This window comes from Alkalibacterium olivapovliticus (assembly GCF_003003275.1).
Taxonomy (GTDB): domain Bacteria; phylum Bacillota; class Bacilli; order Lactobacillales; family Carnobacteriaceae_A; genus Alkalibacterium; species Alkalibacterium olivapovliticum.
The window spans coordinates 112,223-124,420 of record NZ_PVTO01000004.1 but is presented as its reverse complement, the minus strand read 5'-3'; the positions used below and the strand labels follow the sequence as shown (position 1 = coordinate 124,420).

Genomic DNA, 12,198 nt, shown 5'->3' with positions numbered 1-12,198 from the left:
ATTACACCGCCCTTGCATTCTGTTTAATTGCAGTTTTAGCTTTAATAATATTATCTAGTAACGGTATTTTTGATGGACAGATAAATGAACAGTTCCCACATTCGATACAGTCCATTGCACCCAACTGCTCAGCTTTTTCAATGTCCCCACGTTCATAGGCATTGCTGATCAATATAGGCTGCAGGCTGACAGGACAAACATTCAGACATTCAGAGCAGCGAATACAGTCAATTCGTTCTTCTGCATCCACTTCATCAGCCGTCATAAATGTGATATGCGTCGTTCCTTTTGAAATCGGAATAGCTCCATCTTTAATGGTTTTACCCATCATTGGCCCGCCATGAATAACTTTTCTTGGAACCTCCTGGAAGCCACCACACTGATCAATCAGATCATCGATTGGTGTTCCCAGACGAACAAGCAGGTTTTTAGGATCAGCAATGGGTGTTCCGGAAATCGTAGTGACTCGTTCGACCATTGGTTTTCCAAGGCGAACTGCACGGTAAATCTGCTGGAATGTTCCAACATTTGATACGATACAGCCAATATCAGCTGGCAGTCCACCTGCCGGAACCTGACGTCCGGTACAGTTCTCGATCAGCTGTTTCTCAGATCCTTGAGGATACTTAGCTTCCAGCACCTTGATCTGAACTTTGTCATACCCTTCAATTGCTTTACCCAATGCTTCTCCAGCTTCTTTAGCATTATCTTCAATACCAATATAAATAGTCTTGACATTAAACAGTTCGTCAATAACCCGAACGCCTTTGATGATTTCATCGGCATATTCGATCATCGTTCTTAAGTCTGAGGTAGAATAAGGTTCACATTCTGCCCCATTTAAAATAATCGTATCGATTGTTTTGTCTTTTGGCGGAGCCATTTTAACGTTGGTCGGGAACTGAGCCCCTCCCATACCGGTGATCCCAGCACGTTTGATCAATTCGGGAACTAAAGCCGGATCTACATTCTCTCCTGCTTCAGGAAATGGCGGTTCTTCGATATATTCCGCGTCATTTTTAATTATGACACACTGTAATACTCCATTAACCATATTTCTTTCCTCAATCGAAATGACTTCTCCACTTACGGATGATAAGACATTCGCAGAAATAAACCCTTGAGCTTCTCCTAATAACGTCCCTACTTTAACATGATCCCCTACAGCCACAACCGGTTTAGCCGGAGCCCCCAGATGCATAGACATCGGATAAACCATGATAGAAGGTGTTTGAGCTTTTTCTATCTGTTTGTGATGCGTACGTGATTTGTTATGTTTTGGAAACGTTGCCTGTTGTTTTGTTTTTAAACGCATTCCCTTTCCTCCTTACTCATTTATAACACTGAATCAACCCTGAATATGTAACGAATAATATGTTTAATAATAATTTCACAATTAAAGATACTGCACTTTCGTCACACCATCTACTTTAAGAATAACGAAATACTTCTTAAAAGTAAACATTTATCAGGCTTTTCAGCTGAAAAGAAGTCTTAAATATTACAAATGAAAATCGTTCTCAATTAAATTCTTAGCTATAAATCATTTAATTTTGTGAAAAAATTAACCAACTATTCAACCCTCTAAAAATCAATGGTGTTTTAATTAGAATTGTTATAAACTGTTGTCATGTTACTATTCAATAATAAGTAAAATAACGAGTAAGCATTCTCAATTACTCTTTTTAATGATAATGAAGGTAACAAGGCCTTTCACCATTATTTCTAATAACTTTACACAATACGGTAATTGTCTATTTTTATTTTTTGTCACAAAGTGCTGAAAATAATGTCAGCTAAAATAGTTCGATTCAAAACAAAAAAGCACCTATTGCCACCAACTGCAGCATAAATATAAAACAATCTATTATTTCTCAATAAAAAAGAGAAATAATAGATTGTTCAAACGGTTTTCATTTCCTTGATTTCTTCAGCAATCAAGTTTATTTTTCTCAGTCGATGATTGACACCAGATTTTGATACGCCACCATTCGGGACTAGTTCACCAAGTTCTTTCAAACTAATATCCGGATGATCAACTCTTAATTTCGCGATTTCCCTTAGTTTATCCGGTAATGTATGGAGCCCTCTTTCGCTTGCTATCAACTGGATGTTTTCAATCTGTCTGCTCGCTGCATCTATGGTTTTATTCATATTGGCATTTTCGCAGTTGACCAGTCTGTTGACGGAATTTCTCATATCTCGTACGATGCGGACATCTTCAAACCGAAACATACTCCCTGTTGCGCCGATGAGGGACAAAAAGTCTGCTATCTTTTCAGACTCTTTCAAGTAAACCATATAGCCATTTCGTCTTTCGTGTACTCTCGCATTCAAGTCAAATAGCTGCATCATCTCGCAGATATCATCATTATGCTCCTCATAACTGGAGTGAATTTCCAGATGGTAACGACTGGTATCCGGACTGTTTACTGATCCACTAGCCAGGAAAGCACCACGCAGATATGACTTTATTTTCTGCTTATTCGTTTTGATTTCATCAGGTATATGACCGCTGTATAACATGCCGTCCATTATCCCCAATTCTTTTAAGATCACTTTACTGCCACTTTTCAAGCGGACGATATACACATTATTCTTCTTCAGCTTCATCTTTTTTCTGACTAGCAGTTCAGATTCCACATCAAAGTTGTCTTTGATTAGCGTATAGATACGCCGGGCTATCGCTGCATTCTCAGTTTGAACATTGAGCAGAAAATCATGATCTACTATACTTAATGTGCCATTCATGCGAATCAGTGCAGCTAATTCCGCTTTGGCATGTTCAGGGTGCACTTCTAATAATGTTAATTCTTTTTTTACTTCAAAAGCAAAAGACATATTCTCACTTCCTTACTGACCGTAATCTTTGCTTTAGTCAACGGTTATCAAAAAACTGTTTAACTTTTCTCTGGCTGTTGAATGCCGTTCTGAATATTTCTTCAGCTACTTTTTCGCCATTATGGTACACACCGCGTGGCAGTAACTCCAGAAAATTATCCGATATGATCAAAGGCACTTCGTCCTGCAGCCCTTTGAAATCATGTTCGACCTGCAGTAAGTATTCATCGTTCGGTTCTTCGTCAATGTATGTTTCCGGAACAAGTCCGATATTCGTAATCGCAATGTCCACAAATTTTCCACCCAGATGCTTATGCAGCACGCGTAAGTGGTCTGCATCAGACAGCCCCTCTGTCTCTCCTAACTGGGTCATGATATTGGAGATGTACACAACGTTGGCTTCTGTATTCATTAAGGCTTCTCCAATATCTGGTATCATCAGATTTGGCAGGATACTCGTAAATAAGCTTCCAGGACCGAGTACGACCATATCCGCATCCATGATGGCTGATATCACTTTTCGGCTGGCATGGACCGGTTTACGCCCTTCTGCACAGGATACCGCCACATAATCAATCATTTTACCACTTTTAGGAATTCTGGATTCTCCTGATTCTGTGGTCCCATCCATATATCTTGCATGAAGAACGAGAGGCTCTTCAGCAGCTGGGTATACATGTCCTTTGACATGCATCATAGTTGCCAGCAGCTGAATAGCATCATAAATATTGCCTTTCATGTCTGATGTTGCCTGGATAATCAGATTCCCGATCGTGTGTCCTGATAACGCTTCGTCCTGTGACTTGAATCTATATTGGAATATTTCTTTTTGTAATTCCGGGATTTCTGAAAGAGCAATCAGTACGTTGCGCAAGTCACCGGGCGGAACAGCATTAAAGCTCTTTCTGAGAGCTCCGCTGCTTCCCCCGTCATCTGCTACAGTAACGACTGCTGTTACATCAGAATCTTTTTCTTTTAAGCTTTTTAGAATGACCGGCAAACCTGTTCCGCCGCCTATAACGACTATTTTCGGTCTTCTTTTGTTCTTGTTTAACTGATTCATGACCTGACAATTGACTCCTTTGTTTTATCCTTATCCCGGTGAGAGATATTGACTGGATACCCATCTGCTTTTATTTTTCGGGCTATTCTTTCTACTAATGCTACTGACCGGTGTTTGCCACCTGTACACCCTATTGCAACTGTCAGATTACTTTTGCCCTCTTTTTTGTAACCCGGCAACGTAAATTCCAGTAAATCTGTAAACTTTTTATAAAACAGTTCTGTTTCTGTCTGTTGCATCACATAATCATAGACATCTTTGTCCAGACCCGTTTGCGGTTTAAGCTCCGGGATATAATGCGGATTAGGTAAAAATCTGACATCCATTATAACATCTGCATCAATTGGAAGACCATACTTAAAGCCAAAAGAGACGATTTCCACTCTGAACATTTCTTTCTCTTTAACTTTAAATGCGTCGATGAGCTTTTCTCTCAGCTGGCGCGGAGTCAGTTGAGTTGTATCGATCACTATCTGTGATTTTAATCTAATGTCTTTTAACAGTTCACGTTCTTTTCTGATTCCTTCAATTGTGCGTTCGTTTTTAGCTAAAGGATGGGCGCGTCTGGTTTCTTTATAGCGTGTAACCAGCTCTTCATTTGAAGCATCAAGAAAAACTACTCGAGTGGTGATCATGGGTGTATTATCCATGGTCTCGATAGCCGCATTGATTTCTTCAAAAAAGTCTCTCATTCTCAAGTCCATTACCAGTGCTATTTTTTTGAACTGGCCGGACTCTCTGACTAATTTCCAGAATGTCGGAAGGAGATTTGGAGGCATATTGTCAATACAGTAATAACCCATATCTTCGAAACTCTGCATGGCAACTGTCTTACCGGCGCCGCTCATACCTGTGATGATGACTAATTCTAAATGCTCGTTCATTATCTCCACTCCTTAGATGACCTGGCTGTTGATACTATTGCTGCTTAAGTCTTCTTATTATAACATTCCAGGCGTGTCATGTATACTCTTCCCCGGAAAGAGACATATTATCTTCATATGTAAAATCCCGACTGATCACATACTCAGCCGGGATTTTCAGTAGTGCTCTTATTCTATTTCACAAGTGCTCTTCCCCATAAGTGCATAGGCACCGCATTTACGCGTTAAAGCTGTCCCCAGCAACGGGATAGAGAATAACCCTATCCATCTGGACGGTCCCTTATTGGTGAACAAAAGAGGCAGTAATAATAGTGACAATATAATCCGAATGGTGCTGTCTGTTTTCCCGACATTCATTTTCATTATATGACCTCCTGATCAGGTCTAATTACCCTTTATCAATAATTTTTTGAATATCCGCTTCAAATGCCTCTAATTTCTCTACGACAACAACACCAGAGTCATCTTGAGCAGACATATAAAACTTGATTTTCGGTTCTGTTCCAGACGGTCTTGCTGCGATCCAGCTTCCATCTGCTAATGTGTATTTAAGAACATTTGCTTTAGGTAGATCAATTGACTCATCCCCATGCACAGTTTTTCTTGTCTGTTCATTAAAGTCCTCAACTTTACAAACCTTGATATTTCCAAAGTGAGAAGGAGCCTGTTCTCTCAATGTATTCATCAGGTTGTTGATTTTTTCAGTTCCTTCCATCCCTTCCATTGTGATGGAGATCGTTTTTTCTTTGTAATGACCGTACTGGTGGTAAAGCTCATGCAGTGCATCGAAACAGCTGAATCCTTCTTCTTTGAAGTAGGCGGTCATTTCTGCGACCATAAGAAGAGCCTGAATAGCATCTTTATCTCTCACAAACGGCTGAACAAGATAGCCGTAACTTTCTTCAAAACCGAACATGAATGTGTGACTTCTAGTTGCTTCGAATTCTTTTATTTTTTCAGCGATGAATTTAAATCCAGTCAGCACATTAAGTGTACCTACACCATACTTATCGGCAATAGCAGTTGGCAGTTCACTTGAAACGATTGATTTGATCAAGACACTATTACTCGGCAATGTCCCATTGGTCGTGTGTGCTTTAAACATATATTCGACCATCAGGCTGGCTATCTGATTTCCAGTCAGGACTTCATAGTGCCCCTTGGCTGTTTTTACCGCCATACCCAGTCTGTCTGCGTCTGGATCCGTTGCAATCAGGACATCTGCATCTTCCTTTATTCCTTGTTCGACAGCTAGTTCGAAAGCTTTAGGATCTTCAGGATTAGGTGACTTGATTGTAGAAAAGTCAGGGTCCGCTTCTGCCTGACTTTCTACTAACGATACTTTCTTGAATCCAGCCTGCTCGAGTGCTTTCATGCCAATCATTTTTCCGGTTCCATGAAGAGGTGTGAAGACAATCTTTATGTTTCTTCCCTGACGATCCACTAACTCCTGATCAATCGTGACCGTCCTCAAATAATCTAAGTAGACTCTGTCAACGTCTCTCCCTACTATTTTTAGCAGCCCTTTATCTTTTGCTTCCTGTTCAGATACTGTGTTGATTGATAAGATATCCGTTACGCTTCTAACGTAGCGTGTCAGATCGTCTGCTTCTTTCGGAGGCAGTTGTCCCCCATCTTCTCCGTAAACTTTATATCCGTTATATTCAGGTGGATTGTGGCTGGCGGTGATCATGATCCCTGCTGCCGCTTTAAAATGTCTTACAGCAAAGGATAACTCAGGTGTCGGACGCAGATCTTCAAATACATAGGCTCTGATATTGTGGGCTGCTAAAGTTTTTGCTGATTCAATAGCAAATTCTTTAGACATATGACGTGAATCATAGGCAATCGCCACTCCCCGCTCAGCTGCTTTGTCTCCCTGACTTTCAATGAACAAAGCTAATCCTTCTGTAGCCTGACGTACAGTATAATAGTTCATTCTATTTGTCCCTGCTCCTATGATTCCGCGCATACCTGCGGTCCCGAACTCTAAAGACGTATAAAACGCATCTTCCAATGACGATTCATTCCCTTTATTCTGTTCCAGATCACTTTTCAGGTCATTATCCAGCTGATCAAAATTTAGCCATGTATTATAATTATCTTTCCATTCCATTCTATTCCCTCTTTTCTGCAAGATTAAATTATCCGCTTTCTTTTCTACTTCCATTGTAACATTTTTACCTTTATCTTGCATGAAGAAAGTATACACGTTGGTATAAAAAAGAGGCGAGAATAAATTCCCACCTCTTTTGCTCTATTTAATTTATGCCTGCTGCTTTTCCAGACTTTCTTTTAATTCTTCAACAAAGTGGTAAACTGCATTCCCGGCGACTGATCCGTCTCCTACTGCAGTGGCAACTTGACGGAGCACAGTATCGCGAACATCTCCTATTGCAAAGATACCCGGAACAGCTGTCATCATTTGAACATCCGTTTCGATCCAGCCCTCTTCGTTGGTAATAGGAAGGGTTCTGAAACTATCAGAATTTGGAAGCAATCCGATGTAGATAAAGACACCATCAGCATCCAGTTCTGAGACCTCTCCGGATTTTACATTCTTGATGGATACCCCTGTTACTTTTTCGTCCCCAACGATTTCTTCTACAACAGAGTCCCAGATAAAATCAACTTTATCATTATTAAAGGCTCTATCTTGAAGAATTTTTTGGGCTCTTAAGGTATCTCTTCGGTGCACGATCGTTACTTTGCTGGCGAACTGAGTAAGATACGTACCCTCTTCTACAGCAGAATCTCCTCCGCCCACTACTACAACGTGCTTATCTCTAAAGAATGCGCCATCACAGACCGCACAGTAAGAAACACCACGTCCATTATATTCGGCCTCACCCGTCACACCCAGTTTTTTATACTCAGAACCGGTAGCTATAATAACCGATTTGGCAAAATAAGATTTACTTCCTGTAACGAGTTCTTTTTCTGTCGTATGGTCGATGATTTCTTTTACATCACCGTAAACATGCTCGGCTCCAAACTGTTTGGCCCCTTCATACATTTTCATAGAAAGATCTGGTCCCATAATACTGTTGAATCCTGAGTAATTCTCAATTTCTGCTGTATTATTCATTTGTCCACCAGGTAGGCCCTTTTCAAGTATCAAAGTTGATAGGTTGGCACGCGAGGCATATAATGCTGCAGTCAAGCCGCCTGGACCCGCACCAATTACAATGACATCATAAACTGTTTTTGTTTCTTCCATTTTGTAAACCTCCTTGAAGGTGAAAATTGATTATCGTGAATACTCGCTTACTTTTAGTAAGCTCGCTTGCTACCTCTATAAGTATACTAGACTCATACTATAAGTCAAGAGCAAAAGCTCCTTTTACATTAAACAGCTGTCCCTCATTCTGTTCACTGTAAAAAGAGCCCTCCTGAGTCTTGTGCTACTAGTCTTTCGCTTCTTCTAAATCGTGAGATTCTGCATTCATTTTATTATCAACTTTTCCACTTTCCAGATCTTTTGCAAGTTCCAGAATGTACTCTCTCAATCCATCTTTCACCTGAGGATGTTTCAGACCATATTGAATCGTCGTCTTCAAAAATCCGAATTTATCGCCGACATCATATCGTTCACCTTTAAATTCTTTAGCAAAGACACGCTGAGTTTTGTTTAGGATATCGATGGCGTCCGTCAATTGAATTTCTCCACCTTTTCCTGGCTCAAGGTGTTCTAATATATTAAATATTTCTGGAGTCAACAAGTAACGACCAATGATTGCTAGATCACTTGGTGCATCGTCTGGATCTGGTTTCTCAACGAATTTGCGGACATTATAAAGCCCATCGCCTGCTTCTGCTTCCGGATCGATAATGCCATAACTGGACGTCTCTTCATGCGGCACTTTCATGACCGCAATATTAGAAGCGTGTGTTTTTTCATAGCTGTCGATCAGCTGCTTTGTCAATGGCACTTCATCGGCCATAATGTCATCTCCAAGCATGATCACGAAAGGCTCGTTTCCGACGAACGCTTTAGCCTGAAGGACAGCATGCCCTAATCCCAGGGGATAGGCTTGTCTTGCAAAGTATAAGTTCAATCCCGTTGTCTCTTCCACCAGTTCCAGGAGGTCAGCCTTTCCTTTAGCGCGAAGGTTTTCCTCCAGTTCAGGGTTGGAATCAAAGTGGTCTTCGATCGGACGCTTTAGTTTACCTGTGATAATCAGAATATCTTCTATGCCAGACGCAATCGCTTCCTCCACAATAAACTGAATGGTCGGTTTATCTACAATCGGAATCATCTCTTTAGGCATAGCTTTGGTAGCCGGTAAAAACCGAGTCCCATATCCCGCAGCAGGAATGATTGCTTTTCTAACTTTTTGCATAACTGTCTACTCCCTTATTAATAGTCGATTTCCAGTTTGTCTCATTCTGACTTTCCTTCTCGTTGCATTAAATTCAGTATAGCATATTCAACATCTGAGTCATTGTATACAACATTGTAGATGGCTTCAGTAATAGGCATTTCTATTCCATGACTGGCTGCAAGCTCAAAAGCAGCTCTCGTAGTCGAGATACCCTCAACGACCATACCCATCTCACTTAGAATCGAGTCGATTTCTTTTCCTTTACCGATTTGATAGCCAGCTCTCCAGTTCCTCGAATGAGGACTTGTACAGGTAACGATCAGATCGCCTACACCACTTAAGCCCATAAAGGTTAAAGGGTCTGCTCCCAGCTCGATGCCCAGACGACTGATTTCTGCCAGCCCCCTGGTCACTAATCCAGCTTTTGCGTTATCACCATATCCTAAACCGGCAATGACACCGGCTCCGATAGCAATGATATTTTTTAAAGCAGCACCAATTTCGACACCAACAATGTCACTGTTGGTGTATACTCTAAAATAATCATTGATGAATAATTCCTGAGTAAGTTGAGCGGAAACAGCCGTTTCAGATGCAGCTGTAATCGTCGTCAGATCTTTCTTGATAACTTCTTCAGCGTGACTAGGACCGGATAATGCTACAATTCCTGTTAACCAGGAGGGAACAAGTTCTTCAGACAATATAGTAGAAATCCTTTTATGACTGTGCTCTTCCAGACCTTTTGAAGCATGAATGACCGTTACTTTATGATCGATTAGTGCATTAACTTGTTTTGCGACGGCTCTCATCCCTTTGGTCGGGATGACAAATAATAGAGCTTCCGCACCCGTCACTGCCTCTTTAAGATCAGTTGAAGCCAATATATCTTCAGGAAAAGAAAACTGTGGCAGATATTTTTTATTGGTATGCTGATTATTGATTTCTTCTTTCTGATCATTATCTCTTGTCCAAATAGAAACAGTATGACCGTTTTCAAAGAGAACACCGGCCAGCGCACTTCCCCATGATCCGGCACCTAATACAGCAATTTTATGTCCCACTATTTTCTCTCCTTATCTCTCTTTATTTCTTTTTAGATTCATATTTTTGTTTCTTTTCTTCAAACACTTTTTCCGGTTCTGTCCCCTCTGTATAATACTCAGGTTTAGGATACACGTACACTCTTCTGTAAATCATCAATGCGATACTGCCTATAAATAATGCGAGTGACAGGAGTTGTGATACTCGTAGGCCTCCAATATACAAGCTGTCCGTTCGCATACCTTCAATGAAGAAACGTCCGAACCCATACCACGCCAGATAGCTTAAGAAGACTTCTCCTCTAATCATCAGCTTCGTCTTGGCTCTGACGATCATCAAGATAGTAAACCCGATAACGTTCCAGACCGACTCATATAAAAATGTCGGGTGATAGTAGACATCCCTGATATTCATCTGATTGATAATAAATTCAGGTAATCTCAGCCGTTCAAGAAACTGACGTGACACTTCTGTTCCATGAGCCTCCTGATTGATGAAATTCCCCCATCTGCCTATAGCCTGCGCAAGCATTACATGCGGTGCCAGTATGTCAACCAGCAGCCAAACAGGAACACGACGTTTTTCACTGTACCAGTATAAAGTTATGAAGCCTAATATCAGTCCTCCGTATATAGCAAGGCCACCTTCCCAAAAATAAAACATCCGGATAGGATTCGAAAGATAAGTAGGTAATTTAAATAGGACATAATATATTCTGGCACCGATAATTCCGGCTGGTAAAATCCAAAAAGCCAGATCAACGATGAAATCTTCTTCGATTCCTCTTTTTCCCGCTTCTTTCATACTTAGCCAAACGGCTACAAACATTCCAAAAACAATAATTAATCCGTACCATGCCAGCTCAATAGGGCCAAGACGAAAGGCAACAGGATCAATACTCCCAATAATAGTGTTCATTCAAGTTCCTCCTGTTAGTCTCCTTGAGTATTTTCTCTGATTAGATTATTCAGATTCTTTTCAAAGGTTTTAGTCGCATCATATCCCATTTCTTTAGCTCGTATATTCATCGTTGCTATTTCAATAATGATGGACAGGTTTCGTCCTACTTTTACGGGAATCGACAATTTAGGAATCTCAACATTAAAGAATCTCATTTTGTCCAAATTATGCCCCAGACGATCATATTGTCTGTTCTTGTCCCAGTGTTCTAAATTGATAACCAAATCCACTGTTTTTTTCGATCGTATAGACCCTACGCCAAATAAATTAACGACATCAATGACTCCTATGCCACGAATTTCAATTAGATGTCTCAGTATTTCTGGTGGTTCACCAATGATACGTCTTTCATCCATCATATACAGTTCTACACGGTCATCAGCAACCAGTCGGTGTCCACGCTGAATAAGTTCAAGTGCCGTCTCTGATTTTCCAATTCCGGAATCTCCTATTATGAGCACACCCATCCCGTATATATCGACTAGAACACCATGCTGAGAAATACGTTCTGCCAGACGTTCTTCTAAAAAGTTGGTGACGTTGGACGACAATCGTGTAGTCGACCGTTTAGAGACAAGAACCGGGATCCCCTTCTCTTTAGCCGCTTTAATCAGCTCTTTAGGTGGTTCTAAACTCCGTGACACCAAAAATGCTGGTGTATCGGCCTGACACATTCGTTTCATTACGATATAGCGTTCGTCACTTGTCATTCGTTCAGCAAATGACAATTCCGTTTTACCTAAAAGCTGCATTCTGTTTTGTGGGTAAAAACAGAAATAACCGGTTAATTCAAGTGCTGGTCGAGATAGATCACTGATTACGATCTCACGATCCAAATGCTCTTCTCCGATGACTACACTTATGTCATCCATTGCATCTACTAGTTCATGTATTTTTACTGAAGCGCCCATTCTCAATCTCCTTTACACATAATCAAACATGTCTTAATCATATCATATTTCAGCTTGCCTTTATAGATGAAAGAGTCTGATGGCTTCCGAAGGAGTTTACATCGCTGCTGATGCCTGTATGTCTGCTCATCTCTCTCCTAGCTGCTGGAACATCGCTGATCAGCATTGTCTTA

Annotated in this window: 11 protein-coding genes; all 11 read right to left on the bottom strand. The window is 40.8% G+C overall.

Annotated elements, in window-relative coordinates:
• Window position 1 precedes the first annotated feature (1 nt).
• A complete protein-coding gene (rsxC, locus tag CLV38_RS03410) occupies window positions 2-1,315 on the bottom strand; it encodes an electron transport complex subunit RsxC (protein ID WP_106191519.1) in 1,314 nt (437 codons plus the stop codon).
• Between the two features lie 587 nt (window positions 1,316-1,902).
• Window positions 1,903-2,841: a DNA-binding protein WhiA gene (whiA, locus tag CLV38_RS03405; protein ID WP_106191516.1), complete on the bottom strand. Its 939-nt coding sequence runs from the start codon at window positions 2,839-2,841 to the stop codon at window positions 1,903-1,905.
• A 37-nt stretch (window positions 2,842-2,878) separates the two neighbouring features.
• Complete coding sequence (locus CLV38_RS03400) at window positions 2,879-3,904, bottom strand: gluconeogenesis factor YvcK family protein (protein ID WP_106191514.1); 1,026 nt, start codon at window positions 3,902-3,904, stop codon at window positions 2,879-2,881.
• The gene (rapZ, locus tag CLV38_RS03395) at window positions 3,901-4,788 is read right to left on the bottom strand and encodes an RNase adapter RapZ (RefSeq protein WP_106191511.1); all 888 of its coding nucleotides are present in this window, start codon (window positions 4,786-4,788) and stop codon (window positions 3,901-3,903) included. The genes CLV38_RS03400 and rapZ overlap by 4 nt, the downstream gene beginning before the upstream one ends.
• Before the next feature lie 168 nt (window positions 4,789-4,956).
• Entirely contained in the window at window positions 4,957-5,151 is a 195-nt protein-coding gene (locus CLV38_RS03390) for a YgaP family membrane protein (protein WP_106191509.1), read from the bottom strand.
• Between the two features lie 25 nt (window positions 5,152-5,176).
• Window positions 5,177-6,904 carry a phospho-sugar mutase gene (locus CLV38_RS03385; protein ID WP_106191601.1) on the bottom strand — a complete coding sequence of 576 codons (1,728 nt, stop codon included), beginning with the start codon at window positions 6,902-6,904 and terminating at the stop codon, window positions 5,177-5,179.
• 150 nt (window positions 6,905-7,054) lie between these two features.
• Window positions 7,055-8,008: a thioredoxin-disulfide reductase gene (gene trxB / locus CLV38_RS03380; RefSeq protein ID WP_106191506.1), complete on the bottom strand. Its 954-nt coding sequence runs from the start codon at window positions 8,006-8,008 to the stop codon at window positions 7,055-7,057.
• Window positions 8,009-8,195: 187 nt separating this feature from the next.
• Window positions 8,196-9,131: a UTP--glucose-1-phosphate uridylyltransferase GalU gene (gene galU / locus CLV38_RS03375; protein ID WP_106191504.1), complete on the bottom strand. Its 936-nt coding sequence runs from the start codon at window positions 9,129-9,131 to the stop codon at window positions 8,196-8,198.
• A 41-nt stretch (window positions 9,132-9,172) separates the two neighbouring features.
• Window positions 9,173-10,174, bottom strand: coding sequence for an NAD(P)H-dependent glycerol-3-phosphate dehydrogenase (locus CLV38_RS03370; protein WP_106191502.1), 1,002 nt, complete (start codon window positions 10,172-10,174; stop codon window positions 9,173-9,175).
• Between the two features lie 22 nt (window positions 10,175-10,196).
• A complete protein-coding gene (gene lgt / locus CLV38_RS03365) occupies window positions 10,197-11,072 on the bottom strand; it encodes a prolipoprotein diacylglyceryl transferase (protein ID WP_106191499.1) in 876 nt (291 codons plus the stop codon).
• Between the two features lie 14 nt (window positions 11,073-11,086).
• Entirely contained in the window at window positions 11,087-12,025 is a 939-nt protein-coding gene (gene hprK, locus CLV38_RS03360) for an HPr(Ser) kinase/phosphatase (protein ID WP_106191496.1), read from the bottom strand.
• Window positions 12,026-12,198: the final 173 nt, after the last annotated feature.

What these genes read in the sequence shown, in the direction of transcription:
- hprK (WP_106191496.1), bottom strand. Translation starts at nt 12,025, where the DNA reads ATGGGCGCTTCAGTAAAAATACATGAACTAGTAGATGCAATGGATGAC.
- CLV38_RS03390 (WP_106191509.1), bottom strand. Translation starts at nt 5,151, where the DNA reads ATGAAAATGAATGTCGGGAAAACAGACAGCACCATTCGGATTATATTG.
- CLV38_RS03385 (WP_106191601.1), bottom strand. Translation starts at nt 6,904, where the DNA reads ATGGAATGGAAAGATAATTATAATACATGGCTAAATTTTGATCAGCTG.
- rsxC (WP_106191519.1), bottom strand. Translation starts at nt 1,315, where the DNA reads ATGCGTTTAAAAACAAAACAACAGGCAACGTTTCCAAAACATAACAAA.
- rapZ (WP_106191511.1), bottom strand. Translation starts at nt 4,788, where the DNA reads ATGAACGAGCATTTAGAATTAGTCATCATCACAGGTATGAGCGGCGCC.
- whiA (WP_106191516.1), bottom strand. Translation starts at nt 2,841, where the DNA reads ATGTCTTTTGCTTTTGAAGTAAAAAAAGAATTAACATTATTAGAAGTG.
- lgt (WP_106191499.1), bottom strand. Translation starts at nt 11,072, where the DNA reads ATGAACACTATTATTGGGAGTATTGATCCTGTTGCCTTTCGTCTTGGC.
- trxB (WP_106191506.1), bottom strand. Translation starts at nt 8,008, where the DNA reads ATGGAAGAAACAAAAACAGTTTATGATGTCATTGTAATTGGTGCGGGT.
- CLV38_RS03400 (WP_106191514.1), bottom strand. Translation starts at nt 3,904, where the DNA reads ATGAATCAGTTAAACAAGAACAAAAGAAGACCGAAAATAGTCGTTATA.
- galU (WP_106191504.1), bottom strand. Translation starts at nt 9,131, where the DNA reads ATGCAAAAAGTTAGAAAAGCAATCATTCCTGCTGCGGGATATGGGACT.